This is a genomic window from Pseudomonas sp. SDO5522_S412 (assembly GCF_054071215.1).
Genome location: NZ_JBSVWQ010000079.1, coordinates 1 through 25,540 on the forward strand (window position 1 = coordinate 1; position 25,540 = coordinate 25,540).

The 25,540-nt window shown below is 62.3% G+C and carries 27 protein-coding genes; 3 read left to right on the forward strand and 24 right to left on the reverse strand.

The annotated features are described in order from the left end of the window. Positions 1-123: 123 nt before the first annotated feature. The 10 genes from ACW9I6_RS17255 to ccmA all read right to left on the reverse strand — a co-directional run bounded on the left by ACW9I6_RS17255 (position 124) and on the right by ccmA (position 7,425). Positions 124-516, reverse strand: a complete 393-nt coding sequence (locus ACW9I6_RS17255; protein ID WP_008434777.1) for a hypothetical protein — start codon at positions 514-516, stop codon at positions 124-126. A gap of 15 nt (positions 517-531) precedes the next feature. Next, positions 532-1,725, reverse strand: coding sequence for a c-type cytochrome biogenesis protein CcmI (gene ccmI, locus ACW9I6_RS17260; protein WP_457339585.1), 1,194 nt, complete (start codon positions 1,723-1,725; stop codon positions 532-534). After that, positions 1,718-2,191: a cytochrome c-type biogenesis protein gene (locus ACW9I6_RS17265; RefSeq protein WP_003210629.1), complete on the reverse strand. Its 474-nt coding sequence runs from the start codon at positions 2,189-2,191 to the stop codon at positions 1,718-1,720. The genes ccmI and ACW9I6_RS17265 overlap by 8 nt, the downstream gene beginning before the upstream one ends. Continuing rightward, a complete protein-coding gene (locus ACW9I6_RS17270; protein WP_457339586.1) occupies positions 2,188-2,724 on the reverse strand; it encodes a DsbE family thiol:disulfide interchange protein in 537 nt (178 codons plus the stop codon). The genes ACW9I6_RS17265 and ACW9I6_RS17270 overlap by 4 nt, the downstream gene beginning before the upstream one ends. Then, entirely contained in the window at positions 2,721-4,709 is a 1,989-nt protein-coding gene (locus ACW9I6_RS17275; RefSeq protein ID WP_008434784.1) for a heme lyase CcmF/NrfE family subunit, read from the reverse strand. Before ACW9I6_RS17275 ends, ACW9I6_RS17270 begins: the two co-directional genes overlap by 4 nt. A gap of 3 nt (positions 4,710-4,712) precedes the next feature. Further along, on the reverse strand, positions 4,713-5,168 hold the full coding sequence (gene ccmE / locus ACW9I6_RS17280) for a cytochrome c maturation protein CcmE (protein ID WP_008434786.1): 456 nt from the start codon (positions 5,166-5,168) through the stop codon (positions 4,713-4,715). After that, entirely contained in the window at positions 5,165-5,341 is a 177-nt protein-coding gene (gene ccmD, locus ACW9I6_RS17285; RefSeq protein WP_008434788.1) for a heme exporter protein CcmD, read from the reverse strand. The genes ccmE and ccmD overlap by 4 nt, the downstream gene beginning before the upstream one ends. Further along, the gene (locus ACW9I6_RS17290; protein WP_003210634.1) at positions 5,338-6,093 is read right to left on the reverse strand and encodes a heme ABC transporter permease; all 756 of its coding nucleotides are present in this window, start codon (positions 6,091-6,093) and stop codon (positions 5,338-5,340) included. Before ACW9I6_RS17290 ends, ccmD begins: the two co-directional genes overlap by 4 nt. An 85-nt stretch (positions 6,094-6,178) precedes the next feature. Further along, positions 6,179-6,847 (reverse strand): heme exporter protein CcmB, encoded by a 669-nt coding sequence (ccmB, locus tag ACW9I6_RS17295; protein ID WP_003210635.1) that lies wholly within the window; start codon positions 6,845-6,847, stop codon positions 6,179-6,181. Further along, on the reverse strand, positions 6,844-7,425 hold the full coding sequence (ccmA, locus tag ACW9I6_RS17300; RefSeq protein WP_003210636.1) for a cytochrome c biogenesis heme-transporting ATPase CcmA: 582 nt from the start codon (positions 7,423-7,425) through the stop codon (positions 6,844-6,846). Before ccmA ends, ccmB begins: the two co-directional genes overlap by 4 nt. 252 nt (positions 7,426-7,677) lie before the next feature. On the opposite strand from ccmA, the gene fliK reads away from it, so the two are divergent. From fliK to ACW9I6_RS17315, 3 genes are all read left to right on the forward strand, one after another. Then, positions 7,678-9,261, forward strand: coding sequence for a flagellar hook-length control protein FliK (fliK, locus tag ACW9I6_RS17305; RefSeq protein ID WP_032899324.1), 1,584 nt, complete (start codon positions 7,678-7,680; stop codon positions 9,259-9,261). Next, positions 9,258-9,587, forward strand: coding sequence for an EscU/YscU/HrcU family type III secretion system export apparatus switch protein (locus ACW9I6_RS17310; RefSeq protein ID WP_003210638.1), 330 nt, complete (start codon positions 9,258-9,260; stop codon positions 9,585-9,587). Before fliK ends, ACW9I6_RS17310 begins: the two co-directional genes overlap by 4 nt. 227 nt (positions 9,588-9,814) lie before the next feature. Continuing rightward, positions 9,815-10,978, forward strand: coding sequence for an ATP-binding protein (locus ACW9I6_RS17315; RefSeq protein ID WP_219406009.1), 1,164 nt, complete (start codon positions 9,815-9,817; stop codon positions 10,976-10,978). A gap of 33 nt (positions 10,979-11,011) precedes the next feature. On the opposite strand, the gene ACW9I6_RS17320 is transcribed toward ACW9I6_RS17315, so the two are convergent. The 14 genes from ACW9I6_RS17320 to flhA all read right to left on the reverse strand — a co-directional run bounded on the left by ACW9I6_RS17320 (position 11,012) and on the right by flhA (position 25,271). Continuing rightward, a complete protein-coding gene (locus ACW9I6_RS17320) occupies positions 11,012-11,407 on the reverse strand; it encodes a DUF2802 domain-containing protein (RefSeq protein ID WP_003210640.1) in 396 nt (131 codons plus the stop codon). Next, positions 11,408-11,893: a chemotaxis protein CheW gene (locus ACW9I6_RS17325; protein WP_003210641.1), complete on the reverse strand. Its 486-nt coding sequence runs from the start codon at positions 11,891-11,893 to the stop codon at positions 11,408-11,410. It abuts the gene before it with no gap. 73 nt (positions 11,894-11,966) lie between these two features. Beyond that, positions 11,967-12,758: a CheW domain-containing protein gene (locus ACW9I6_RS17330; protein ID WP_178965998.1), complete on the reverse strand. Its 792-nt coding sequence runs from the start codon at positions 12,756-12,758 to the stop codon at positions 11,967-11,969. A 151-nt stretch (positions 12,759-12,909) separates the two neighbouring features. Further along, positions 12,910-13,698 carry a ParA family protein gene (locus tag ACW9I6_RS17335; RefSeq protein WP_003210643.1) on the reverse strand — a complete coding sequence of 263 codons (789 nt, stop codon included), beginning with the start codon at positions 13,696-13,698 and terminating at the stop codon, positions 12,910-12,912. 51 nt (positions 13,699-13,749) lie between these two features. Then, the gene (gene motD / locus ACW9I6_RS17340) at positions 13,750-14,637 is read right to left on the reverse strand and encodes a flagellar motor protein MotD (RefSeq protein WP_003210644.1); all 888 of its coding nucleotides are present in this window, start codon (positions 14,635-14,637) and stop codon (positions 13,750-13,752) included. A gap of 15 nt (positions 14,638-14,652) precedes the next feature. Then, positions 14,653-15,393: a flagellar motor protein gene (locus ACW9I6_RS17345; RefSeq protein ID WP_003210645.1), complete on the reverse strand. Its 741-nt coding sequence runs from the start codon at positions 15,391-15,393 to the stop codon at positions 14,653-14,655. After that, positions 15,393-16,514: a protein-glutamate methylesterase/protein-glutamine glutaminase gene (locus ACW9I6_RS17350; RefSeq protein WP_008434810.1), complete on the reverse strand. Its 1,122-nt coding sequence runs from the start codon at positions 16,512-16,514 to the stop codon at positions 15,393-15,395. Before ACW9I6_RS17350 ends, ACW9I6_RS17345 begins: the two co-directional genes overlap by 1 nt. Before the next feature lie 49 nt (positions 16,515-16,563). After that, positions 16,564-18,774: a chemotaxis protein CheA gene (locus ACW9I6_RS17355; RefSeq protein ID WP_134327107.1), complete on the reverse strand. Its 2,211-nt coding sequence runs from the start codon at positions 18,772-18,774 to the stop codon at positions 16,564-16,566. Between the two features lie 11 nt (positions 18,775-18,785). Then, positions 18,786-19,574, reverse strand: coding sequence for a protein phosphatase CheZ (locus tag ACW9I6_RS17360; RefSeq protein ID WP_003214538.1), 789 nt, complete (start codon positions 19,572-19,574; stop codon positions 18,786-18,788). A gap of 18 nt (positions 19,575-19,592) precedes the next feature. Then, complete coding sequence (locus ACW9I6_RS17365) at positions 19,593-19,967, reverse strand: chemotaxis response regulator CheY (protein ID WP_005790040.1); 375 nt, start codon at positions 19,965-19,967, stop codon at positions 19,593-19,595. A gap of 170 nt (positions 19,968-20,137) precedes the next feature. Beyond that, the gene (gene fliA / locus ACW9I6_RS17370; protein WP_008434817.1) at positions 20,138-20,878 is read right to left on the reverse strand and encodes an RNA polymerase sigma factor FliA; all 741 of its coding nucleotides are present in this window, start codon (positions 20,876-20,878) and stop codon (positions 20,138-20,140) included. Then, positions 20,875-21,708 (reverse strand): flagellar synthesis regulator FleN, encoded by an 834-nt coding sequence (gene fleN / locus ACW9I6_RS17375; protein WP_003192912.1) that lies wholly within the window; start codon positions 21,706-21,708, stop codon positions 20,875-20,877. Before fleN ends, fliA begins: the two co-directional genes overlap by 4 nt. A gap of 120 nt (positions 21,709-21,828) precedes the next feature. Then, the gene (gene flhF / locus ACW9I6_RS17380; protein WP_003214543.1) at positions 21,829-23,145 is read right to left on the reverse strand and encodes a flagellar biosynthesis protein FlhF; all 1,317 of its coding nucleotides are present in this window, start codon (positions 23,143-23,145) and stop codon (positions 21,829-21,831) included. Positions 23,146-23,156: 11 nt separating this feature from the next. After that, on the reverse strand, positions 23,157-25,271 hold the full coding sequence (gene flhA / locus ACW9I6_RS17385; RefSeq protein WP_023659255.1) for a flagellar biosynthesis protein FlhA: 2,115 nt from the start codon (positions 25,269-25,271) through the stop codon (positions 23,157-23,159). Between the last annotated feature and the right edge of the window lie 269 nt (positions 25,272-25,540).

The window sequence follows — 25,540 nt, forward strand, 5'->3', positions numbered from 1 at the left end:
GCCCGATTTGTTGGCTGACACGCCGTATTCGCGAGCAAGCCCGCTCCCACATTTGAGCTTTGTTGTTGGGTGGACTGTATTCCAAACCAGCCATGAAAAAGGCGACCCGAAGGTCGCCTTTTTTCATTGTGCGTACTGCTTGCTCAACCCCGGCGGTACGCCATGGACATCGGTCTCTTCCCAAGGCCCGTTCGGGCTGATGGACCGGCTCCAGCCGTTGCTCCAGCGGTAGTAGGTGCGCTGGCGGTAGAACGTATCCGGCTGTTCGTCCAGCACGTACACCTGCATCTTTCCGTCCCAGTGGCTGGCCGCACCCGGTGGCGGTGCGAAGGTCGGCGAGGAGCTCGGCACCGGCTTCGACGGTTTGATCACCGGGCTCGAGGGCTGGGTGCTCGGCTGGGTCGACGGCCCTGTCGGTGGAATAGTCGGCCCGGTAGGCGACGGAGGCCGATGGACCGCACAAGCACTCAACCCCAGTACCAGGCTGAGCAGGGTGATACGTGCGATAGCGGTCATGGGCATTTCCTCGAATTATTGGTCCGGACTGTCGATGGTCAGCTGCTGCAGCGCAGTGGTGCTGCTGGCCAGGGGTTGGCTGCGGCCGATCCACTCGCCAGCTGTGGGAACACCTGCCCGGGATATGCGCGCAACCAGTTGGACTTCGGGAAAGTTGGACAGTTTCAACTGCGGCATCATCGCGTCGCTGTCGCCCAGCTCGACGGTGATCGGCAGGTCGGCCACGGTCACGCGCTTGGCCGCCAATGGCGCAGGCGGGCCTTTGACGGCACGGGCGAAGATGAACACGCTGTCGGTCGGCAGGGCCTTGGCCTTCACATCGGCGGCCAGGTCCACCCGCACTTGCATCTGTTTTTCTGCCTTCACGGGCGCCACGCTACCACCGCTCTCCTTGAGCTTCTCGGCGGCCCGGTCGATCCCGCCTTGCAGCGCGGCACGGGAATTGTCGTCCGGTGGCAGTTGCGCCAGCAGGCGGTTCCAGTAGTCGATCGCTTCCTGGTAACGCTGGCCTTCAAAGGCGGCGATGCCCAGCAGGCCGAGGCTGGTGACTTCTTTCGGATCGAGTTTCAGTGCTTCGTCGGTCAGGGCCTGGACCTTGGGCGACCACTGTTTGTTGTCGGCAAAGTACTGGGCCTGGGCCCACTGGCCGAGCAACTCGGGCTGGCGACCGGCCAGGGCCACGGTGCGCTCGAAGATTTTCGCCGCATCGGCGGAACGGTCCTGGGCCATGTAGGCGCGACCGAGGAAGTACAGGCCTTCCGGCGAATCCGGCTGGGCCGCTGCGGCGCGCTCCAGGCGGCGGGTCATGTCTTCCATGGACACCGGCGGCTGGGAGAATTCGCGGGTCAGTTCGACCTTGTCGCTGGCACCGTAATGCAGGTACAGCGCCACGCCCAACACCGGCACCAGAAACGCCGCGAGCAACGGCAACGGTTTGCCGAGGCGCGATTCCCGGGGCTTTTCCACACCCTCGGTATCCGCCAGCAACTCACGGGCCGCTTCAGCGCGACCGCTGTCCAGCTGGGCCGCATCCAGCACGCCTTCGGTCTGCTGGGTTTGCAGTTCCGCCACGCGTTCCTGGTACAGCGCCACGTTCAATGCAGTGCGATCCTCTTCACGCTGGGCACGGCGGCCGCGTAACACCGGGATCAGCAGGAAACTCAAGGCAATCAGAAGCAGCAGACCTACTGCGAGCCAGAAATCAATCATCAGTTTTTTTGTCCAGCAGTTGGTCGAGGCGTTGACGCTCGTCGACGGAAAGCGAGTCCGAGCCATCGGCCGGGGCGACACGACGGCGGCGCACAATCACCGCCATAACGACTAAGCCTGTGAGCAACAACCCGGCTGGGCCGAACCACAGCAGCGCAGTCTTGCCGGTGAGCGCCGGCTTGTAGCGCACGAAGTCACCGTAGCGGTCGACCATGAAGTCGATGATCTGCTGATTGTCCTTGCCCTCGCCGAGCATGCGGAAAATCTCTTTGCGCAGGTCGGCGGCGATCGGTGCGTTGGAGTCGGCGATGTCCTGGTTCTGGCACTTGGGGCAGCGCAGCTCCTTGGTCAGTTCGCGAAAACGCTCGCGGTCTCCGTCCTTGGCAAATTCGTAAGTGTCGATGGCGGCGTGGGCCACGCCGACCATGCTCAAGCCCAATACCGCGGCGGCTAACCAACGCTTCATGGCTTGGCCTCGTCCACCAGCGCCTGGTACTTGGCGGCCAGTTGCTCGCGCCACACCACTTCGTCGATCACGCCCACGTACTTGTCGCGGATCACGCCCTTGGCGTCGATGAAGAAGGTTTCCGGGGCGCCGTATACGCCGAGGTTCAGGCCGAGGTTGCCTTCTTCGTCGCGGATATCCAGCTGGTACGGGTTGTGGAATTCCGCCAGCCACTTCAGGGCGGCAGCATTGTCGTCCTTGTAGTTGATGCCGTAGATCACCACGCCCTTCTCCGCCAGCTTGTTCAGCACCGGATGCTCCACGCGGCAGGAAATGCACCAGGTGCCCCACACGTTGACCAGTGCCGGTTTGCCCAACAAATCAGCCTGGGTCAGGGTCTTGTCGCCCTGCACCTTCGGCAGCGAGAACGCCGGGAATGGCTTGCCGATCATGGCCGACGGCAGCTCGGCCGGGTCCAGGTACAGCCCGCGATACAGGAACACCGCCACCACCAGGAACGCCGCCAGCGGTAACACCATCAACCAACGCTTCATACTGGCGCTCCTTGCAGGCCGAGGGCTTCACGCACTCGGCTCTTGACCTTGACCCGGTAGCGCCGGTCCATCGCTGCCAGCAAACCACCGAAGCCGGTGAGCAGGCCGCCGAACCAGATCCAGCGCACAAACGGTTTGACGTGGACCCGCACGGCCCAGGCGCCATCGCCCAACGGTTCACCCAGGGCGACGTAGAGGTCGCGGGTGAAACCGGCGTCGATCCCGGCTTCGGTCATCATCGAGCTTTGCACGGTGTACAGGCGTTTTTCCGGGTGCAGCACCGCCACTTCCTTGCCATTGCGCACCACACGTACGGTGCCTTTGTCGGAGGTGAAGTTGGGGCCTTCGAAGTGCTTGGCGCCTTCGAAAATGAAGTGGTAGCCGGCCAGGTCCATGGACTCGCCGGGGGCCAGGCGCAGGTCGCGCTCGGCGCTGTTCTGGCTGGACAACACCACACCCAGGGCGCACACGGCGATGCCGATGTGGGCGACCTGCATGCCCCAGTAACTGCGGGTCATGGTCGGCAGGCCTTTGATCAAACCTTTGTGGCGGGTCTTGTCGATCAGGTCGCGTACACCGGCCAGCAATACCCAGGCCGCGAGCATGAAGGTGGCAAGCACGGCCCAGTTGAAGTCGCCGTAGGCAATCCCGGCGATCACCGCCAATGCGGCGCTGCCGAGCAGTACCGGGGTGAGCATGCCCACCAGCCATTTCACCGGGGTGTCTTTCCAGCGCACCAGTACGCCGACCGCCATCACCACCATCAGCAGCGCCATCAACGGGATGAACAGCGCGTTGAAGTACGGCGGGCCGACGGACAGCTTGGCGCCGCTCAGGGCATCCAGCACCAGCGGGTACAGGGTACCGAGCAGAATCATCGAGGCCGCCACCACCAGCACCAGGTTATTACCCAGCAGCAGGGTTTCCCGGGACCAGAGGTTGAAGCCCACGTGGCTCTTGACCACTGGCGCACGCAGGGCGAACAGCGTCAGGGAGCCGCCGACCACAAACAGCAGGAAGATCAGAATGAACACACCGCGCTCCGGGTCGGAGGCAAACGCGTGCACCGAGGTCAGCACGCCGGAACGCACCAGGAACGTACCCAGCAGGCTCAGGGAAAACGCGGCGATGGCCAGCAACACGGTCCAGCTTTTGAACACGCCGCGTTTTTCCGTGACCGCCAGCGAGTGAATCAGCGCGGTGCCCACCAGCCAGGGCATGAAGGAGGCGTTTTCCACCGGGTCCCAGAACCACCAGCCGCCCCAGCCGAGTTCGTAGTAGGCCCACCACGAGCCCAGGGTGATGCCGATGCCGAGGAATGCCCAGGCGACGATGGTCCACGGCCGCGACCAGCGCGCCCAGGCGGCATCGAGACGCCCGCCGAGCAAGGCGGCGATGGCGAAGGCGAAGGCGACCGAGAAACCGACGTAGCCCATGTAGAGCATTGGCGGGTGCACGATCAGGCCGATGTCCTGCAGCAGCGGGTTGAGGTCGTGCCCGTCGACCGGGATCTGCGGCAGGATGCGGGTGAACGGGTTGGAGGTCATGATCAGGAACAGCAGGAAGCCGATGCTGATCATGCCCATCACCGCCAGCACCCGGGCCAGCATCACCTGCGGCAGTTGGCGGGAGAAGATCGAGACGGCAAAGGTCCAGCCGCCGAGGATCAATGCCCACAGCAGCAACGAACCTTCGTGGGCGCCCCACACGGCGCTGAACTTGTAGTACCAGGGCAAGGCGCTGTTGGAGTTATTGGCGACGTAGGCGACAGAAAAGTCGTCGGTCATGAAGGCGTAGGTCAGGCAACCGAAGGCGAACACCAGAAAGGCGAACTGGCCCCAGGCAGCCGGCTGGGCCAGGCTCATCCACAGGCGGTCACCGCGCCAGGCGCCCAGCAACGGGACCACGGCCTGGACGATGGCAAAGCACAGGGCGAGGATCATCGCCAGCTGGCCCAACTCCGGAATAAACAGTGCGGACGTCATGACTTAGCCCTCCTTGGCAGGGGTCGGGGCGGATTGGCCGCTGTCTTTGAGGGCCTTGGTGACTTCCGGCGGCATGTATTTTTCATCGTGCTTGGCCAGCACTTCATCGGCCACCACCACGCCATCGGCGTTGAGCTTGCCGAGGGCAACGATGCCCTGCCCTTCGCGGAACAGGTCCGGGAGGATGCCGCGGTAGGTGATGGTCACGGACTTGTTGAAGTCGGTGACGATGAACTTGACGTCCAGGGAGTCGCCGGAGCGTTGCAACGAGCCTTTCTCGACCATGCCACCGGCACGGATTCGGGTGTCCAGCGGCGCTTCGCCGTTGGCGATCTGGGTCGGGGTGTAGAACAGGTTGATGTTCTCCCGCAGGGCGCTCAGGGCCAGGGTCACGGCAATGCCGACACCGGCCATGATGGCCAGGATGATCAACAGACGCTTTCTACGCAGCGGATTCACTTTTCGGTCTCCCGGCGCAAACGACGCGCCTCTTGTTGCAGGTAACGCTTGCGGGCCAGGATCGGCGCGGCGACGTTGAGGGCCAGCACCGCCAGGCAAATGCCATAGGCCGTCCAGACGTACAGGGCGTGATGGCCCATGGCGAGAAAATCACTGAAAGAGTTGAAGCTCATCCACGGGCTCCCAGGCTGTTTTGCACTTCGGCCTTGACCCAACTGGTGCGGGCTTCACGCTTGAGCACTTCGAGGCGCATGCGCAGCAGCAGCACGGCGCCGAAGAAGCAGTAGAACCCCAGCACCATCAGCAGCAGCGGCGCCCACATTTCCACGGGCATTGCCGGCTTTTCGGTGAGGGTGAAGGTGGCGCCCTGGTGCAGGGTGTTCCACCACTCCACCGAGTATTTGATGATCGGGATGTTGATCACGCCGACGATCGCCAGCACCGCGCAGGCCTTGGCGGCGCTGTCACGGTTGCTGATGGCGTTGCCCAGGGCAATCAGGCCGAAGTACAGGAACAGCAGGATCAGCATCGAGGTGAGGCGCGCGTCCCAGACCCACCACGAACCCCAGGTCGGTTTGCCCCAGATCGCGCCGGTGACCAGCGCCACGGCGGTCATCCAGGCACCGATGGGCGCGGCGCATTGCAGGGCCACATCCGCCAGTTTCATCTTCCACACCAGGCCGACGATGCCGCACACCGCCAGCATCACGTAGCAGGACTGGGCCAGCATCGCGGCAGGCACGTGGATGTAGATGATGCGAAAGCTGTTGCCTTGCTGATAGTCCGGCGGCGCGAAGGCCAGGCCCCAGACCAGGCCGATGCCGATCAGCAATACCGCGGCGATGCTCAACCACGGCAGCAGTTTGCCACTGATGCCGTAAAACCATTTGGGCGAGCCGAGCTTGTGAAACCAGGTCCAGTTCATGCTGTTTCCATCACGGTTGCTTCTCGTCGTTGCGAGAAGCTTAGGGTCTTTACTGGTTAAGGTTCTATCGCTTAACCAGACCTCATTATTCGCCGACGCTGATCTTCAGGCCAGCCGCTATAGCAAAGGGTGTCAGGGTTACCGCCAGGGCGGCCAGGCTGCCAAGCCACAGGAGGTAACCGGTCGCCGGCATGCCCTGGAGCGCGGCTTGCAACGCGCCGCTGCCCAGGATCAACACCGGGATATACAAAGGCAAGATCAGCAGGGCCAACAACAGGCCACCGCGTTTCAAACCGACGGTCAGTGCCGCACCTACGGCGCCCAGTAGACTGAGAACCGGCGTGCCAAGCAACAAGGAAAGGAGCAACACCGGCAGGCATTCGGTGGGCAACCCCAGCATCATCGCCAGCAGCGGCGCGAGCAATACCAGCGCCAGGCCGGAAAACGCCCAGTGTGCCAGTACCTTGGCCAATACCAGAAGTGGCAGAGGGTGCGACGAAAGGACCCACTGTTCGAGGGAACCGTCTTCAAAATCACTGCGAAACAGCCCGTCCAGCGAGAGCAGGACTGACAAAAGCGCCGCCACCCAGACCAGTCCCGGAGACAAGGTTTGCAACAGTTTAGTCTCGGGGCCCACCGCCAACGGGAACAGCGCGATCACAATCGCGAAGAACACCAGCGGGTTGGCCAATTCGGCCGGACGGCGACAGAGTAACCGCGCTTCGCGGGCGACCAACAGGGCAAATACGCTCATACCGCCCACCGGCCCAGGTCGAGGTCGCGGTAACCGGCGGGCATGCGCGTCAAGGTGTGGTGAGTGGTTAGGACAACCATGCCGCCCTGCTCGCAGTGCGCGGCAAGGTGTTCTTCCAATTGGGCAACGCCTTGTTTGTCGAGGGCGGTGAAGGGTTCGTCGAGAATCCATAGCGGCGGGCCGTCGAGATACAAACGGGCCAGGGCCACGCGGCGCTGCTGGCCGGCGGACAGGGTGTGGCAGGGAACGTCTTCGAAACCCTTGAGGCCAACCGCGGCCAGCGCCTGCCAGATCGCCTCGCGGCTGGCGGGATGATGCAGGGCGCTGAGCCAACTGAGGTTTTCTTCAGCGGTAAGCACATCCTTGATTCCGGCGGCGTGGCCGATCCAGATCAGGTTGCGCGCCAGCTCGGTGCGCTGCTCGTGCAACGGTTTGCCGTTGAGCCGCACTTCGCCCGCCGTCGGCTGCATCAGCCCGGCCAGCAGGCGCAACAGGCTGGTCTTGCCGCTGCCGTTGGGGCCGCTGACCTGCACCATGTCGCCGCCCGCCAGACGCAGTTCGAGGTGTTCGAACAGCATCCGCAGGTCACGTTCACAGGCGAGCGCTACGGCTTCTAGAAGAGGGCTGGTCAAGAGATCGCGGGCCTTTACGGTTCAAGTCGGCGGTGGAACGGCCGTTAAAGAGATGCACATTAACTGCTTTGGCGACCGTTTTTAGAGAGCTGGATCAATCAGTTGTGTTGTTTTTAACGCTCTCTTTGAAGACGGGCGGCATTATACATGTGATGCCCTACTCTAAAGAGGGCAATTTCCCCTGAGACGGCGCGCACGATGACCGGTGAGATCAATCTTCCCACGCTCCCCCCGACGCTTCCGGCCGGGCCTGCGCCCGCGCCTGCAGCGGGCGAGTTGCTGAAACTGCTGGAGCCGCAGACCGGCCTGATCGACCCCGGAAAAACCGTAAATGCCGAGGTGCTGGCACTGAAACAAGGCGGCGATGCATTTCAGTTGCTGCTCAAGCTGACCCTGGAAGGCGGCCGGCAAACCCTGGTGCAGGCCAGCAGCAGCCAGCCGCTGCCGCTGGGTACCCAGGTGGAAGTCAGCCAGACGCCGTCGGGCAATTTGTCCATCAGCCTGCAGCAGGCCCTGAGTTCCAGCGTCGCCGCGCTGACGCGTATCGACACCAGCCAGTTACCGGTGGGCACCCTGCTGCAAGGCAAGGTGCTGACCACCCAGGCGCTGCCACAGGGCGCCAACCAGCCGGTGGTGTATCGCTCACTGGTGTCGGTGCTCAATAACGTCCTCAGCGGCGCGACCCTGACCGTCGAAAGCCCGCAGCCCTTGCGCGTCGGCAGCCTGCTCAGCGCCGTGGTGCAAAGTGCGCAGACCTTGAGCTTTGTACCGCTGAGCGGGCGCCAGGACCAATTGGCCGTGGCCCAGCAACTCTCCACCCAGCAAAGCCGCCAGGGCTCGCTGGACGTGGTGTTCACCGCGCTGCAAAGCCTGCCGGCGACCAGCAGCGACAGCACCGGGGCCGACCTGCGCGCCGCCGCCGAGCGTTTGCTCGCCGGCCTGCCCGACCTGGCCCAGGCCAGCAACCCCAAGGTGCTGGCGCAACTGATCCAGAACAGCGGGACCTTCCTCGAAGCCAAGTTGCTGGCCGGGCAAAACCCGCAGATACCGCCGTTGGACATGAAAGGCGCGCTGCTGCGCTTCGTCGCCGACCTGCTGCCATCCCTGCCCGCCAGCACCAATCTGAATGCGATCCTCGCTGCCAACACCCTGGCGCAGTTGCTGCCCAGCTTCGTACGCAGCCCGCTGGGTACCCTCGGCCAGGTCGGCGCCAGGCAGGCGCCCGCAGGCTTTCCGTTGCCCGATCGGCTGATGCAACGCCTGGAAGGTGAAAGTGACCTGGAAAACCTGCTGCGCCTGGCCGCCGGGGCCATCTCCCGCCTGCAAAGCCATCAGCTGTCGAGCCTGGAGCAGACCGGTACCACCGCCGACGGCAAGCTCTTGACCACCTGGCAGCTGGAAATCCCCATGCGCACCTTGCAGGACATCGTGCCGTTGCAGGTCAAGTTCCAGCGGGAAGAACCGGCGCCCGACAAGGAACAGCCGGAACGCAAGGACAGCAAGGATCCCAAGCAAATGCTCTGGCGCGTGGAAATGGCGCTCGACATGGAGCCGCTCGGCCCGTTGCAGGTCCAGGCGCAACTGAGCCAGGGCAAACTGTCGAGCCAGTTGTGGGCGACCCGGCCCTTCACCGCCAGCCTGATCGAAAGCCACCTGGGCAGCCTGCGCGAGCGCCTGGTGTCGTCGGGACTCAACGTCGGCGACCTCGACTGCCACCTCGGCACCCCGCCACGGGGCCCGAAAACCGGGCTTGAACAACGCTGGGTGGATGAAACCGCATGAAAAACCCCAACCCGCCCCGCCAGGCCATCGCCCTCAAATACGACGGGCAACAAGCGCCGACCCTGACCGCCAAGGGCGACGATGCCCTGGCCGAAGCCATCCTCAAGCTGGCCCGGGAGAACGAAGTCCCGATTTACGAAAATGCCGAGCTGGTCAAATTACTGGCACGCATGGAGTTGGGCGACAGTATCCCGGAAGAGTTGTACCGCACCGTCGCCGAGATCATCGCGTTTGCCTGGACGCTGAAGGGCAAGTTCCCGGTGGGCTACGACCCGGACGCGGGGCCGGTGGAGCGGGATGTGACGGAAAGAGGCGACGATTATTAAGGTGGGAGCCGGCTGATCGTTCCCACGCTCTGCGTGGGAACGCCGCCTCGGACGCTCCGCGTCCAACTGGCGCTGCAACGTTCAAGTCTTGCGCAGGGGTGACGCGGAGCGTCACGGGATGCATTCCCCCGCAGAGCGTGGGAATGATCAGTTGCGGTGGGTGGTGTATAGCAATTATATCTTTCGAGGTATAGATTATCCCGAACCCGATAGTTCAGGATAAACCCATGAGCCCTACCCGCCCGATTCTCAGTCGAAAGCTACTCGCCGAAGCGCTCGCCCGTGATCTGGCAGGCGAGTCATTTGCCGACTACAGCTCCGGCATGTTCCTCGCGGCTCCGCGCCGTACCGGCAAGAGTACGTTCCTGCGCAACGACCTTATTCCCGAGTGCAAGGCCCGAGGCTGGCTGCCGGTTTACGTGGACCTGTGGATGAACCGCGAAATCGACCCCGCCGAGCTGATCTCCGGTGCCATCGGCAAAGCCCTGGGCGAGTTCGAAAGCGCGGTGAGCAAGGCGGCCAAGAAAGCCGGTATCGACAAGATCAGCCTGCTGCGCACCTTGAGTTGGGACTTCACCAAACCGCAATTGCCCGCCGGCACCACGCTCAGCCACGCGCTGGACGTGCTGCACCAGGTCTCGGGGCAAATGATCGTGCTGATCGTCGACGAAGCCCAGCACGCCCTCAACAGCGAAGGTGGGGTGAACGCCATGTTCGCCCTCAAGGCGGCACGGGATCATCTCAACGGCAGCAGCACGGCCGATGGCCTGCGCCTGGTCTTCACCGGCTCCAGCCGGGACAAACTGGCCAACCTGGTACTCAAGAGCAAACAACCGTTCTTCGGCGCCCACATCACGCCGTTCCCGCTGTTGAGCCGGGATTTCGTCGAGTTTGTGACGGACCTCTGGAACCAGCGCCTGGCCGCGACCAACCAGTTCAACCTGGAGGACATGGACTATGCCTTCCAGCTCGTTGGCCGGCGCCCGGAAATGCTCAACAAACTACTGACCGAAGTGAGCGTGGGTCTTGGCGAAGCCAGCAACCTTGGCGAGTTGCTGAGGACCGGGGCACTCAATCACCAGGCCGGCATCTGGAGCGATTACGAGAGCGCCTACAACGACCTCTCGCCGCTGCAACAGGCGGTACTTGAAGTGATGGGCGAACGAACCCTGGGCAAGCAGGCGTTCTCGCCTTTTGCGGAGAAAACCTTCCAGGATGTGAACCGCAAGCTGGAACAGGCCCAGGTCGAGCCGAACGCCAGCACACCAAACGTGCAGAAAGCACTGGAAGTGCTGCGGGAGAAGGAGTTGGTCTGGAAAGCCAACCGTGGTGAATATGCTTTGGAGGACTCGACCATGGCCGAATGGCTGAGCAACCGGCACCGGCTATAAGCTGCAAGCAATAGCGCTTGCAGCTCGTAACCTTCAGCTGTCCTTGTGCAACCGGCTCATCAACTGCGCTTCAGCCTGGGTCAACCCGCAGGACTGGGTCAGCTCATCCACCGTGGCGCCCATGCCCACCAGCTTCGCCGCCTGGGCGAATGAGAGGCTCGACGGGTCACGCTGCTCGAGTGCCGACAGCTTGTCCGGCAACGGCGCCAGCACCGAACGCAGCTCGTGCACTTCATCACCCACACGCACCGCACTTTGCTGGAAGTGGTCGACCCGCTTGGCCAGCTCCAGGATCCGCCGGTCGCGCACAGCGTCGCGCTCGACTTGTCGAGTGGCCAATTCCCGTTGCTGGCGAACATAACGCAGCAGGAAGCCCAGGGTCCCGGCCCAAAGGATGGCCAGGACGATCACCGCTACCTCAAGAAACAATCAGATATTCTCCAGGTCCTGCCACTCTTCTTCGCTCATCATCTTGTCCAGCTCAACCAGAATCAGCAGTTCGCCGTTCTTGTTGCAGACACCCTGGATGAACTTGGCCGATTCTTCGTTGCCGACGTTCGGCGCAGTCTCGACTTCGGATTGGCGCAGGTAAACCACTTCCGCCACGCTGTCGACCATGATCCCGACCACTTGCTTGTCGGCTTCGATGATCACGATGCGGGTGTTGTCGTTGACTTCGGTCGGCACCAGGCCAAAACGCTGGCGGGTGTCGATCACGGTCACCACGTTGCCGCGCAGGTTGATGATGCCCAGCACATAGCTTGGGGCACCCGGAACCGGAGCGATTTCGGTGTAGCGCAGCACTTCCTGCACACGCATCACGTTGATGCCGTAGGACTCGTTGTCCAGCTTGAAGGTGACCCATTGCAGGATTGGATCATCCACCAGACCTTGTGCGGACACTGACTTGTTCATACTCCAGACCCCTTCAAATACCGTTGGTTACGGTGTGTGTTCTTGGGCAGCGCCTTAGCGCTGCTGCTTGTTATCAAGTGCGTTTGTTCAGCGGCATGGCTTTTACCGCGCCGCTGGCAATCAACTCCGCCAGTTCGGCGACATCCAGCAACGCGCACATGTGTTCGATCACAGTGCCCGCCAGCCATGGCCGCTGGCCCCGGTGGCTGCGCCATTTGATTTCGTTCGGGTCCAGGCGCAATGAGCGGCTGACCTGATGCACCGCCAGCCCCCACTCGTAGCCCTGGACCGAAATAACGTATTGCAGGCCCTGGCGGAAGTCATCGCGGTAGCGGTCGGGCATCACCCAACGCGCGGTGTCCAATACCTTCAAGTTGCCCTGCTGGCTCGGCAGGATCCCGAGGAACCAATCCGGCTGGCCGAACAACGGCGTCAACTCCTGGCCTTCCAGGGAGTAGATCGACCCCAGGCACACCAGCGGCACCGCCAGGGTCAGCCCGGCGACATCGAACAGCAAACATTCGAACGGCTCCGCAGCCCACACCGGGCGACCGTCGCCCTGTACCGGCGGCGGCGTGATGCTCGGTGGGAGGTGAACCTCAACCACCGGTTCGACCACCACAGGCGCGATCACCAGCGGTGCGACAGGCACCGGCACGGCAACTGGAACCACCAACGCATCACGGGCCTGCTCTTCCAGGACCGCCAACTGAAACTCGTCCAGGGCAGCAGGTTCAGGCTCGATGACTTCATCGAGGATCAGAATCGGCTCCGGCATGTCCTCGGTGGCGTCCTGGAGCAAAGCGTCCAGGTAGGACTCCAGCGCCAGTTGCGGCCGTGTCTTGAAATCAACGGGACGGTTCATCTGTATGCCCACGCGCAAGCCCCATCAACCCTGTATTCAGAGGTTATCGGCCTGTGGGTGTCCGGACTTGAATCGAGAGCCGGTTTGGTCAGGAAAACCGCGGCGTCTGCATCGCTGGCAAGCCAGGCTCCTACAGGGCTGTTTATGACCATCACGCCACCTGCGCCACAAGTTGCTGGGACAACAGGTGCTTGAGCAACGCCCGATACGCCAGCACCCCACGGCTCTTGCCGTCGAACTGCGACGGCGTCAGCCCTGCCCGGCTCGCATCCCGCAGGCGCGTGTCCACCGGGATGTAGCCTTGCCAGATGGTGTCCGGATAAGCATCGCGCAATACCCGCAAGGTGCCGAGGGACGCCTGGGTACGGCGGTCAAACAGGGTCGGCACGATGCTGAACGGCAGCGCTTGCTTGCGCGAGCGGTTGATCATCGCCAGGGTGCTGACCATGCGTTCCAGGCCCTTGACGGCCAGATGCTCGGTCTGCACCGGGATCACCAGCTGTTGGCTGGCGGCCAGGGCGTTGACCATCAGCACGCCGAGCAACGGCGGGCTGTCGATGATCGCGTAGTCGAAGTCCTGCCACAGCTGCGCCAGGGTCTTGGCGATCACCAGGCCCAGGCCGCTCTGCCCCGGCGACTGGCGCTCAAGGGTGGCCAGGGCGGTGCTGGACGGCAACAGCGAGATCTTTTCATTGCTGGTAGGCAGCAACAGTTGCCCCGGCAAGTCGGCCGGCACGCTGCCCTTGTGCAGGAACAGGTCGTAGCAACTGTGTTCCAGGGCATCCGGGTCATAGCCGAAATAGCTGGTCATGGAGCCGTGGGGGTCCAGGTCGACCACGACCACACGCTTGCCGGCCTCGGCCAACAAGCCGGCCAAGGCGATGGACGTGGTGGTTTTACCGACACCACCCTTTTGATTGGCAACTGCCCAGACTCTCATTCGGATTGTTCCTCCCGGCAGGCATAGGCTCGACCGAGAAATTGCATGGGGTTATAGAGCCGGTGACGGAGAATTGACGGCACTCCCGCGAACCGGCGCCTTTACGGGCGCTGGTGCAGTTTGTGTGCCAGCCCGCTTCAAGGCGGCATCCGGTGTTGCATTGGCAGTGCCGGTACCGGTCAGGCTGCGGCGCACGTCCAGGTTGCGCGACACCACCAGCACCACCCGACGGTTGCGCGCACGGCCTTCCGCCGTGGCGTTATTGGCCACCGGCTGGAACTCGCCGTAACCCACCGACGCCAGGCGCCCGGGGTTCACACCCTGCATCGCGAGCATTCGTACAATACTCGCCGCCCGGGCCGAAGACAGCTCCCAGTTGGTCGGGTACTGCGCGGTACTGATCGGCAGGTTATCGGTAAAGCCTTCAACGTGGACCGGGTTTTCAAACGGCTTCAGGATCGCCGCCACCTTGTCGATGATGGTAAACGCCTGGTCGCTGGGCATTGCATCGGCACTGGCGAACAGCAGGCTGGAATTGAGCTCGATCTCGACCCACAACTCATTGCCGCGCACGGTCATCTGGTTGGAGCTGATCAGGTCGCCAAAGGCCGCGCTGATGTTATCGGCGATGCTTTTCAGCGGGTCGCTGGTGCCACCGATGCCGGCGGCGGTTTCATCGCTGTCGTTGACCAGCGGCTTGGCCGGGGTCACGGTCTTGGGGCGTTCTTCGCCAATGGGTATCGGCTTGAGGGCGCGGTCAGCGTCGTTGAACACGCCAATCAGCGCCTGGGAAATGACTTTGTACTTGCCTTCGTTGATCGAGGAAATGGAGTACATCACCACAAAAAACGCGAACAGCAACGTAATGAAGTCGGCGTAGGACACCAGCCAGCGTTCATGGTTGACGTGTTCTTCAGGCTCGCGGCGGCGACGGCTCACAACAAATACCTCCCATCAATCCATGAAGCCCTGGAGCTTCAATTCGATGGAGCGCGGGTTTTCACCCTCGGCAATCGAGAGGATGCCTTCGAGCAACATCTCGCGATAACGCGACTGGCGCAGGGCGATCGACTTGAGCTTGCTGGCCACCGGCAACAACACCAGGTTGGCACTGGCCACGCCGTAGATGGTGGCGACGAACGCCACGGCAATCCCGCTGCCCAGTTGCGACGGATCGGCCAGGTTGCCCATCACGTGGATCAAGCCCATCACCGCACCGATGATGCCGATGGTCGGCGCGTAGCCGCCCATGCTTTCAAAGACTTTGGCAGCGTTGATGTCGCGGCTTTCCTGGGTGTAGAAGTCCACTTCAAGGATGCTGCGAATCGCTTCCGGCTCGGCGCCGTCCACCAGCAGTTGCAGGCCTTTGCGCGCGTAGCTGTCGGGCTCGGCATCGGCCACGCCTTCCAGCCCGAGCAGGCCTTCCTTGCGCGCCGTGAGGCTCCAGTTGACCACGCGGTCGATGCCGCCCGGCAAGTCGACACGCGGCGGGAAGATAATCCAGATGAGGATCTGCATCGCGCGCTTGAACGAACTCATGGGCGACTGCAACAACGCCGCGCCCACAGTGCCGCCGATCACGATCAACGCCGCCGGGCCGTTGGCCAGGGCGCCCAGGTGGCCGCCTTCAAGGTAGTTGCCGCCGATAATCGCGACAAACGCCATGATGATGCCAATCAGGCTCAATACATCCATCAGAGGCAAGCCTCCACCAGGTGCTTGCCGATGTCGTCCAGGCTGTAGACGGCGTCGGCCAGGTCGGCCTTGACGATGGCCATGGGCATGCCATAGATCACGCAGCTGGCTTCATCCTGGGCCCAGATCGCGCTGCCGCCCTGCTTGAGCAGGCGCGCGCCTTCACGGCCGTCGGCGCCCATGCCGGTCAACACCACCGCCAAAACTTTGTCGCCGTAGGATTTGGCCGCGGAACCGAAGGTGATATCCACACACGGCTTGTAGTTCAGGCGTTCGTCACCCGGCAGGATTTTGATCGCACCACGGCCATCGACCATCATCTGCTTGCCACCGGGGGCCAGCAGCGCCAGACCCGGACGCAGGATGTCGCCATCCTCGGCTTCCTTGACGCTGATGCGGCACAACTTGTCCAGGCGCTCGGCGAACGCCTTGGTGAACGCGGCCGGCATGTGCTGGATCAACACGATCGGCGCCGGGAAGTTCGCCGGCAATTGGGTCAACACCCGCTGCAAGGCCACCGGGCCGCCGGTGGACGTACCGATGGCCACCAGCTTGTAGGCCTTGCGCTTGGGCGCAGGTGAATGTGCGGCGGGCGCAGCCGTACGCACCGGGGCGGCGGCCGGGCGCGCAACCGGTGCCGGCGCCGGGCGACCAAAGGTGCTCGGGGCGGCCGGTGGCGGCGTAACGGGTGCGGGCGCCGGCGCACTGAACAGGCTGCGACGGTTACTGCGGGAGATGCTGTGCACCTTCTCGCAGAGCATCTGCTTGACCTTCTCGGGGTTGCGCGAGATGTCTTCGAAATTCTTCGGCAGGAAGTCCACCGCGCCGGCATCCAGCGCATCCAGGGTGACCCGGGCGCCTTCGTGGGTCAGCGAGGAGAACATCAACACCGGCGTCGGGCAGCGCTGCATGATGTGCCGCACCGCCGTGATGCCGTCCATCATCGGCATCTCGTAGTCCATGGTGATCACGTCCGGCTTGAGCGCCAGGGCCTGATCGATCGCCTCTTTGCCGTTGGTGGCCGTGCCGACCACCTGGATATTGGAATCCGATGAAAGAATTTCCGAGACGCGGCGGCGGAAGAAACCCGAATCGTCCACCACCAGGACCTTGACTACCATAAACACTCCGTTAGGCCGGGCGAGGGACAACCGCCCTGCCCGGGCCGAATCAAATACGCCGTGCGGCGTAACGCTTGAGCATGCTCGGAACATCCAGAATCAGCGCGATCCGACCGTCACCGGTAATGGTCGCACCCGACATGCCCGGGGTTCCCTGCAGCATTTTGCCCAAAGGCTTGATGACCACTTCTTCCTGGCCCACCAGTTGATCGACCACGAAGCCGATACGCTGGGTGCCCACGGAAAGAATCACCACATGGCCTTCGCGCTGCTCTTCATGCTTGGCCGAAGCCACCAGCCAGCGCTTGAGGTAGAACAGCGGCAACGCCTTGTCGCGCACGATCACCACTTCCTGGCCGTCCACCACGTTGGTGCGCGACAGGTCGAGGTGGAAGATTTCGTTGACGTTGACCAGCGGGAAGGCGAACGCCTGGTTGCCCAGCATCACCATCAGGGTCGGCATGATCGCCAGGGTCAACGGCACCTTGATGACGATCTTCGAGCCCTGGCCCTTGGTCGAGTAGATGTTGATCGAGCCGTTGAGCTGGCTGATCTTGGTCTTCACCACGTCCATGCCCACGCCACGGCCCGACACGTCGGAAATCTCGGTCTTGGTGGAGAAGCCCGGGGCAAAGATCAGGTTGTAGCACTCGGTGTCGGTGAGGCGGTCGGCGGCGTCCTTGTCCATCACCCCACGCTTGACTGCAATGTTGCGCAGTACCGTGGGGTCCATGCCTTTGCCGTCATCGGTGATCGACAGCAGGATATGGTCGCCTTCCTGTTCGGCCGCCAGGATCACTTTGCCCTGGCGGTTCTTGCCCGAGGCTTCGCGCTCTTCCGGCGTCTCGACACCGTGGTCGACCGCGTTGCGCACCAAGTGGACCAGCGGGTCGGCCAGGGCCTCGACAAGGTTTTTGTCGAGGTCGGTTTCTTCACCCACCAGTTCCAGGTTGATCTCTTTCTTGAGCTGGCGTGCCAGGTCGCGAACCAGGCGCGGGAAACGGCCGAAGACTTTCTTGATCGGCTGCATCCGGGTCTTCATGACGGCGGTCTGCAGGTCTGCGGTGACCACGTCGAGGTTCGACACGGCCTTTTGCATGGCCTCGTCGCCACTGTTCAGGCCCAGGCGCACCAGGCGGTTACGCACCAGCACCAGTTCGCCGACCATGTTCATGATGTCGTCCAGGCGCGCGGTATCAACCCGCACGGTGGTTTCGGCTTCACTGGCCGGTTGCTTGTCCGGGGCCGGGGCAGCCGTGGCAGCCCGGGCCGGGGCTGGAGCCGGAGCCGGAGCCGCTTTCGCTGCGACAGGCGCGGCAGCCTTGGCGGCAGGAGCCGGTGTTGCGACAGCCGCGGCAGCAGCCGGTGCAGCAGCGCCGACCACTTCGGTGAACTTGCCCTTGCCGTGCAGTTCATCCAGCAGGGCTTCGAATTCGTGATCGGAGATCAGTCCATCGGCGGCCGGCGCAGCAGCGGGTGCCGCAGGCGCGGCGGCCGTTGCAGCGACTTCCGGCAGAGCCTCGGCGGCAAACGAGCCTTTGCCGTGCAACTGGTCCAGCAGCGCTTCAAATTCGTCGTCGGTGATTTCATTGCTGACGGGCGCCGCGGCTTCCGTTGGCGCTGGCGCTGCGGCCACCGCGTCCGGGGCAAACTGGCCCTTGCCGTGCAACTGGTCGAGCAACGACTCGAACTCGGCGTCGGTAATGTCTTCGGTGGTCGGCACCATGGCCGGCGCACTGGCTGCCGGCGCTTCGGCTTCGGCCTTGACGGCGTTCAGCGAGTCCAGCAGTTGTTCAAATTCGCTGTCGGTCACGTCGCCCGCAGGCTCGGCAACCGGCTCAGCCACTGCTTCCACCACGGGAGCGTTGGCCGCAGGTTCCGCCAGGCGCGCCAGGGCGGCCAGCAGTTCCGGCGTGGCGGCAGTGATCGGTGCGCGCTCGCGCACTTCACTGAACATGCCGTTGACCGCGTCCAGTGCTTCCAGGATCACGTCCATCAGTTCCGAGTCGACGTGCCGCTCACCCTTGCGCAGGATGTCGAACACGTTCTCGGCGATGTGACAGCACTCCACCAGCTCGTGGAGCTGGAGGAAGCCGGCGCCCCCTTTTACAGTATGAAAACCGCGAAAAATTGCATTGAGCAGGTTCGCATCATCCGGTCGGCTTTCCAGCTCGACCAGTTGTTCGGACAGTTGCTCTAAAATTTCGCCGGCCTCTACAAGGAAATCCTGAAGGATTTCTTCATCGGCGCCGAAGCTCATGGGTGTGCTCCTTAGAAGCCTAAACTGGACAGCAAATCGTCTACGTCGTCTTGCCCGGATACAACGTCTTCACGTTTATCGGCATGAATCTGCGGACCTTCACCCTTGGCGAGGTGTTTTTGTGGATCTTTTTCAGAAAGGATCGCTGCGCGGTCATGTTCGATGCCGGCAAACCGGTCGACCTGGCCCGCCATCAACACCAGTTTGAGCAGGTTGCTTTCCACTTCGGTGACCAGTTGGGTCACACGCTTGATCACCTGACCGGTGAGGTCCTGGTAATCCTGGGCCAGCAGAATGTCATTGAGGTTGCTGGAAACCGTGCGGTTTTCCTGCTCGCTGCGGGACAAAAAGCCCTCGACCCGACGCGCCAACTCACGAAACTCCTCAGCGCCCACTTCCCGACGCATGAACCGGCCCCAGTCAGTGCTCAGGGCCTTGGCTTCACTGGCCATACCGTTGACCAGAGGCGTGGCGTTTTCCACCAGGTCCATGGTGCGGTTGGCCGCCGCCTCAGTCAGCCTGACCACGTAGGACAGGCGTTCGGTGGCATCCGTGATCTGCGAGATTTCCTCGGCCTGGGGCATGTGCGGGTCAATCTGAAAATTGACTATCGCACTGTGCAACTCACGGGTGAGCTTGCCCACTTCCTGGTACAGGCCGCGGTCACGGGTCTGGTTGAGCTCATGGATCAACTGCACCGCGTCGCCGAACTGGCCTCTTTCAAGGCTTTCGACGAGTTGATGAGCATGTTTTTTCAGGGTCGACTCAAAGTCGGCCTGCGATGATTCTTTATGCTCCATAGCTCCCCCGTGGCAGCATCAATGACCGATGCGTTCGAAGATCTTTTCGATCTTCTCTTTCAAGGCCAGTGCAGTGAATGGCTTGACCACGTAGCCGTTGACCCCGGCCTGGGCGGCTTCGATGATCTGTTCACGCTTGGCTTCAGCGGTCACCATCAGCACAGGCAGGCTGCGCAGTTTTTCATCAGCGCGCACGTGGCGCAGCAGATCGATACCGGTCATGCCCGGCATGTTCCAGTCCGTTACCAGAAAGTCGATGCTCCCGCTGTTGAGGATCGGAATCGCCGTAATACCGTCATCCGCCTCGACCGTGTTAGTGAACCCAAGGTCACGCAACAGGTTTTTTATGATCCGCCGCATCGTTGAGAAGTCATCAACGATGAGGATTTTCATGTTCTTGTCCAATTCGACCTCCAAGCAGTCTTAAACGCGCCCAGCACCTGGGCGCGCCATATCAATCAACAGGCGTTACACAAAAAGGACTACCGGGGGCGCACCACGGGCCAAGCCCGTCCGGGCGCAGGGCCTGGACGGTATCGTTCGCAGTGTCCCCACACTGCCTGTCAGCGCGCTCGCCACTCTCCCAAACGCCCCCGCAAGCGGGCCGCGCACTGGCTGTGTAACTGGCTGACCCGCGATTCGCTGACCCCCAGGACCTCACCGATTTCCTTGAGGTTCAGCTCTTCGTCGTAGTACAGCGCCAACACCAGTCGCTCACGCTCCGGCAAATTGGCTATCGCGTCCGCCAGCGCGCTCTGGAAGCGTTCATCTTCCAGGTCCCGTGACGGTTCGAGATGGGCACTCGCGCCGTCCTCGTGCAGCCCTTCATGTTCGCCGTCCTGTAAAAGGTCGTCGAAACTGAACAGCCGGCTGCCCAAGGTATCGTTCAAAATCCCGTAGTAATCGTCGAGACTCAATTGGAGTTCGGCCGCAACTTCATGATCTTTAGCGTCGCGACCGGTTTTTGCTTCAATTGAGCGAATTGCGTCACTCACCATCCGCGTATTGCGGTGCACTGATCGCGGCGCCCAATCACCTTTACGCACTTCATCGAGCATGGCCCCACGGATACGGATACCCGCGTATGTCTCGAAACTCGCGCCCTTGCTCGCGTCGTACTTGGTCGACACTTCAAGCAGGCCGATCATCCCGGCCTGGATCAAGTCCTCGACCTGCACGCTGGCAGGCAAGCGCGCCAGCAGGTGATAGGCAATGCGCTTGACCAGGGGCGCATAGCGCTCGATCAATTCGACTTGACTGTCACGTGCCGACTTCTTGTAAAGGTTGTAGCCGCTGGCTGTCATAGCACCGGTCCTGCGCTCGTCTGATGCACCAATCGCTCGACGAAAAACTCCAGATGCCCCCGGGGATTGGCGGGCAACGGCCAGGTATCGACCTTCTGGGCAATAGCCTTGAACGCCAATGCGCACTTCGAACGAGGGAACGCTTCATAGACCGCACGCTGCTTTTGCACGGCCTTGCGCACACACTCGTCGTAAGGAACTGCGCCAACGTATTGTAAGGCGACATCGAGGAAGCGATCCGTGACCTTGGTCAACTTGGCGAACAGATTCCGCCCTTCCTGCGGGCTTTGGGCCATGTTGGCCAGCACGCGGAAGCGGTTCATGCCGTAGTCGCGGTTGAGCAGTTTGATCAGGGCGTAGGCGTCGGTGATCGAGGTGGGTTCGTCGCACACCACCAGCAACACTTCCTGCGCTGCGCGCACGAAACTGACCACCGACTCGCCGATCCCGGCGGCGGTGTCGATCACCAGTACGTCGAGGTTGTCGCCAATGTCGCTGAACGCCTGAATCAGGCCGGCATGTTGCGCCGGACTCAGGTGCACCATGCTCTGGGTGCCGGAAGCGGCCGGCACGATGCGAATCCCGCCGGGGCCTTGCAACAGTACGTCGCGCAGCTCACAGCGGCCTTCGATGACATCGGCCAGGGTATGTTTGGGCGTCAGTCCCAGCAGAACGTCGACGTTCGCCAGCCCCAGGTCAGCATCCAGCAGCATGACGCGACGGCCAAGCTCTGCCAGGGCCAGGGACAAATTCACTGACACGTTAGTTTTCCCGACGCCACCTTTGCCGCCGGTCACCGCGATCACCTGTACGGGATGCATGCTGCCCATTTTATTTCTTTACCTTGTCTTGCTTAGACGCAGGCTACATAAGTTGGCCGCGCGAACTGCTGGCAGGCCATCGATGTAGATACTTTTCACTGTCATTTTTAAATAGAAAGCCATGATGCCTCACCCAACTCGCTTGTTCGGGCTGTGGTAGAGGTCAGCAAACATGTCAGCCATAGCTTCCTCACTGGGTTCTTCCTGCATTTGCACGCTGACAGCCCGGCTGACCAACTGATGACGGCGCGGCAGATGCAGATCATCCGGGATTCGCGGCCCGTCGGTCAGGTAGGCGACCGGTAATTCATGACTGATTGCCAGGCTCAATACTTCGCCCAGGCTTGCCGTCTCATCCAGTTTAGTCAGGATGCAACCCGCCAGCCCGCAGCGCTTGTAGCTGTGGTAGGCGGCGGTCAATACCTGCTTCTGGCTGGTAGTGGCAAGCACCAAATAGTTTCTGGATTTGATCCCGCGCCCGGCCAGGCTTTCCAGCTGCATGCGCAGGGCCGGGTCGCTGGCTTGCAGGCCGGCGGTGTCGATCAGCACTACGCGCTTGCGCAGCAATGGGTCGAGGGCGTTGGCCAGGGACTGGCCCGGGTCGACGTGGGTCACCGGCACATTGAGGATGCGGCCCAGGGTCTTGAGTTGTTCCTGGGCGCCGATGCGGTAGCTGTCCATGCTCACCAGCGCGATGTTCTGGGCGCCGTACTTGAGCACGTAACGTGCGGCCAGCTTGGCCAGGGTGGTGGTCTTGCCCATGCCGGCCGGGCCGACCATGGCAATCACACCGCCTTCTTCCAGGGGTTCGATTTCCGGGGTGACGATCATCCGCGCCAGGTGGGCCAGGAGCATGCGCCAGGCCTGGCGAGGTTCTTCAATTTGCGTGGTCAGTTGCAGCAGGTCGCGGGACAACGGGCCGGAAAGGCCAATGCGTTGCAGGCGACGCCACAGGTTGGCCTGTTGTGGCTGGCTGCCCTGCAACTGGTTCCAGGCCAGCGAACCCAGCTGCACTTCCAGCAGTTCACGCAGGCCGTTGAGTTCGAAACGCATCGAGTCGAACACCCGCTGGTCTACCGCCGGCGCCGGGGCTGGCGCAGCAGGACGCGGTGGTTCAACAAAAGTCGGCTCTACCAGCGGCTCGGACGCGGTCAACGGCAGCCCGGCAAACAGCTGGCGATTGGTGGAGGCGTCGCTGTCGCCACGCATGCTCAGTTCAGCCTGGGCCGAGACAATGCGTGAAGCGGTCTTGCGCAGCTCGTCTTCCAGTTCCATGTTCGGCACGCGCGGCGCCAGGGCCGAGGGTTTGTAATCCAGGGCAGCCGTCAGCTCCACACCGCCGGCAATACGACGGTTACCGATAATCGCAGCGTCGGCGCCCAACTCATCACGTACCAGTTTCATGGCCTGACGCATATCGGCGGCGAAAAAACGCTTCACTTGCATATCCCACTACCTCAGCCGTTGGGCCCTACTGTCGCGACGATAGTCACTTGCTTATTGTCAGGAATTTCCTGGTAAGCCAATACGTGCAAATTCGGTATAGCCAGGCGTCCAAACCGCGACAACATCGCCCGGACGGGGCCAGCCACCAGCAGGATCACCGGATGGCCTTCCATTTCCTGGCGCTGCGCGGCCTCGATCAACGAACGTTGCAGCTTCTCTGCCATGCTTGGCTCCAGCAACACGCCCTCATCAGCGCCCTGCCCAGCCTTCTGAATACTATTGAGCAATATTTGTTCCAACCTTGGTTCCAAGGTGATGACAGGCAGCTCGGAGTCAAGCCCTACAATGCTTTGGACGATTGCACGCGACAATCCGACGCGCACTGCGGCCACCAGGGCGGCAGTATCTTGACTCTTGGCGGCATTGTTGGCGATAGCTTCGGCAATGCTGCGAATGTCCCGCACCGGCACCTGCTCGGCCAACAGCGCTTGCAGCACCTTGAGCAGTTGCGAGGTGGACAGCACACCCGGTACCAGCTCTTCGGCGAGTTTTGGCGAGGCCTTGGCCAGCAATTGCAAGAGTTGCTGGACTTCTTCGTGGCCAATCAGCTCGTGGGAGTGCTTGTACAGAATCTGGTTGAGGTGGGTGGCGACCACAGTGCTGGCGTCGACCACGGTGTAGCCCAGCGACTGCGCCTGGCTGCGCTGGCTGATTTCGATCCATACCGCTTCCAGGCCAAAAGCCGGATCTTTGGCGGTAATCCCGTTGAGGCTGCCAAACACCTGGCCCGGGTTGATCGCCAGTTCGCGGTCCGGGTAGATCTCGGCCTCGGCCAGAATCACCCCCATCAGGGTCAGGCGGTAGGCGCTCGGGGCCAGGTCGAGGTTGTCGCGAATGTGCACGGTGGGCATCAGGAAGCCCAGGTCCTGGGACAACTTCTTGCGCACACCCTTGATCCGCGCCAGCAATTGCCCGCCCTGGTTGCGATCCACCAGGGGAATCAGGCGGTAGCCGACTTCCAGGCCGATCATGTCGATCGGGGTCACGTCGTCCCAGCCCAGCTCCTTGGTTTCCAGGGCGCGGGCCGGCGATGGCAGCAGTTCCTGCTGGCGCGCCACTTCCTGCTGGGCAATCACCTTGATGTTGTTTTGTTTTTTCCAGAACAGGTAGGCACCGCCGGCGGCCATGGCGGCCATGCTCAGGAACGAGACATGGGGCATGCCCGGCACGATGCCCATGATCGCCATGATGCCTGCCGCCACCGCCAGCGCCTTGGGCGAGGCAAACATCTGCCGGCTGATCTGCTTGCCCATGTCTTCGGAGCCCGAAGCACGGGTCACCATGATCGCCGCAGCTGTAGATAACAACAGTGATGGCAATTGCGCCACTAAACCGTCACCGATGGTCAGCAGGGCGTAAACCTTGCCGGCGTCGCCGAAGGTCATGCCGTGCTGGAAGATGCCGACCGCCATGCCGCCGATCAGGTTGATAAACAGAATCAACAGGCCGGCGATGGCGTCGCCGCGCACGAATTTGCTGGCACCGTCCATGGAACCGTAGAACTCGGCTTCCTGGGCGACTTCAAGGCGACGGGCCTTGGCCTGGTTCTGGTCGATCAGGCCGGCGTTGAGGTCGGCGTCGATCGCCATCTGCTTGCCGGGCATCGCGTCGAGGGTAAAACGCGCGCTCACCTCGGAAATCCGCCCGGCGCCCTTGGTCACGACCACGAAGTTGATGATCATCAAGATCGCAAAAACCACGATACCGACCACGTAGTTACCGCCGATCACCACCTCGCCGAAGGCCTGGATCACCTTGCCCGCGGCGGCGTGGCCGTCCTGGCCGTGGAGCATCACCACCCGGGTGGAAGCCACGTTAAGCGCCAGCCGCAGCAGGGTGGCGATCAGCAGGATGGTCGGGAATACCGCGAAATCCAGCGGCCGCAGGGCGTATACGCACACCAGCAACACGACGACCGACAGCGCAATGTTGAAGGTGAAGAACACATCCAGCAGGAACGGCGGCATCGGCAACATCATCATTGCCAGCATCACCAGCAACAACAACGGCACACCCAGATTGCCTCGCGAGAGGTCAGTCAGGGTGCCACGGGCCGTGCTGAGCATTTGAGAGCGATCCACCGGTATTCCTCGTTTCCTTGAAGCAAACTTTTGACGCCGGGAAGCGTCCTGGAGGCGGTATTGCAAGAAGCCTTCCAACTTTTGCTTGAGGAAGCAGATCGTTCCGGCGGCCAGCAACGACATACCGCCGCGTGCACATCACCTGTGGCGAGGGAGCTTGCTCCCGCTGGGCTGCGCAGCAGCCCCGGAACGGCTTGCGCGCTTTGCCTGAATCACCGCGGTAGCTTTATTGGGGGCGCTTCGCACCCCAGCGG

Excerpts from the sequence above, each read along its gene's own strand:
- ACW9I6_RS17255 (WP_008434777.1), bottom strand. The coding sequence starts at position 516 with ATGACCGCTATCGCACGTATCACCCTGCTCAGCCTGGTACTGGGGTTG.
- ccmI (WP_457339585.1), bottom strand. The coding sequence starts at position 1,725 with ATGATTGATTTCTGGCTCGCAGTAGGTCTGCTGCTTCTGATTGCCTTG.
- ACW9I6_RS17265 (WP_003210629.1), bottom strand. The coding sequence starts at position 2,191 with ATGAAGCGTTGGTTAGCCGCCGCGGTATTGGGCTTGAGCATGGTCGGC.
- ACW9I6_RS17270 (WP_457339586.1), bottom strand. The coding sequence starts at position 2,724 with ATGAAGCGTTGGTTGATGGTGTTACCGCTGGCGGCGTTCCTGGTGGTG.
- ACW9I6_RS17275 (WP_008434784.1), bottom strand. The coding sequence starts at position 4,709 with ATGACGTCCGCACTGTTTATTCCGGAGTTGGGCCAGCTGGCGATGATC.
- ccmD (WP_008434788.1), bottom strand. The coding sequence starts at position 5,341 with ATGAGCTTCAACTCTTTCAGTGATTTTCTCGCCATGGGCCATCACGCC.
- ACW9I6_RS17290 (WP_003210634.1), bottom strand. The coding sequence starts at position 6,093 with ATGAACTGGACCTGGTTTCACAAGCTCGGCTCGCCCAAATGGTTTTAC.
- ccmB (WP_003210635.1), bottom strand. The coding sequence starts at position 6,847 with ATGAGCGTATTTGCCCTGTTGGTCGCCCGCGAAGCGCGGTTACTCTGT.
- ccmA (WP_003210636.1), bottom strand. The coding sequence starts at position 7,425 with ATGCTGTTCGAACACCTCGAACTGCGTCTGGCGGGCGGCGACATGGTG.
- fliK (WP_032899324.1), top strand. The coding sequence starts at position 7,678 with ATGACCGGTGAGATCAATCTTCCCACGCTCCCCCCGACGCTTCCGGCC.
- ACW9I6_RS17310 (WP_003210638.1), top strand. The coding sequence starts at position 9,258 with ATGAAAAACCCCAACCCGCCCCGCCAGGCCATCGCCCTCAAATACGAC.
- ACW9I6_RS17315 (WP_219406009.1), top strand. The coding sequence starts at position 9,815 with ATGAGCCCTACCCGCCCGATTCTCAGTCGAAAGCTACTCGCCGAAGCG.
- ACW9I6_RS17325 (WP_003210641.1), bottom strand. The coding sequence starts at position 11,893 with ATGAACAAGTCAGTGTCCGCACAAGGTCTGGTGGATGATCCAATCCTG.
- ACW9I6_RS17330 (WP_178965998.1), bottom strand. The coding sequence starts at position 12,758 with ATGAACCGTCCCGTTGATTTCAAGACACGGCCGCAACTGGCGCTGGAG.
- ACW9I6_RS17335 (WP_003210643.1), bottom strand. The coding sequence starts at position 13,698 with ATGAGAGTCTGGGCAGTTGCCAATCAAAAGGGTGGTGTCGGTAAAACC.
- ACW9I6_RS17345 (WP_003210645.1), bottom strand. The coding sequence starts at position 15,393 with ATGGATGTATTGAGCCTGATTGGCATCATCATGGCGTTTGTCGCGATT.
- ACW9I6_RS17350 (WP_008434810.1), bottom strand. The coding sequence starts at position 16,514 with ATGGTAGTCAAGGTCCTGGTGGTGGACGATTCGGGTTTCTTCCGCCGC.
- ACW9I6_RS17355 (WP_134327107.1), bottom strand. The coding sequence starts at position 18,774 with ATGAGCTTCGGCGCCGATGAAGAAATCCTTCAGGATTTCCTTGTAGAG.
- ACW9I6_RS17360 (WP_003214538.1), bottom strand. The coding sequence starts at position 19,574 with ATGGAGCATAAAGAATCATCGCAGGCCGACTTTGAGTCGACCCTGAAA.
- ACW9I6_RS17365 (WP_005790040.1), bottom strand. The coding sequence starts at position 19,967 with ATGAAAATCCTCATCGTTGATGACTTCTCAACGATGCGGCGGATCATA.
- fliA (WP_008434817.1), bottom strand. The coding sequence starts at position 20,878 with ATGACAGCCAGCGGCTACAACCTTTACAAGAAGTCGGCACGTGACAGT.
- fleN (WP_003192912.1), bottom strand. The coding sequence starts at position 21,708 with ATGGGCAGCATGCATCCCGTACAGGTGATCGCGGTGACCGGCGGCAAA.
- flhF (WP_003214543.1), bottom strand. The coding sequence starts at position 23,145 with ATGCAAGTGAAGCGTTTTTTCGCCGCCGATATGCGTCAGGCCATGAAA.
- flhA (WP_023659255.1), bottom strand. The coding sequence starts at position 25,271 with ATGCTCAGCACGGCCCGTGGCACCCTGACTGACCTCTCGCGAGGCAAT.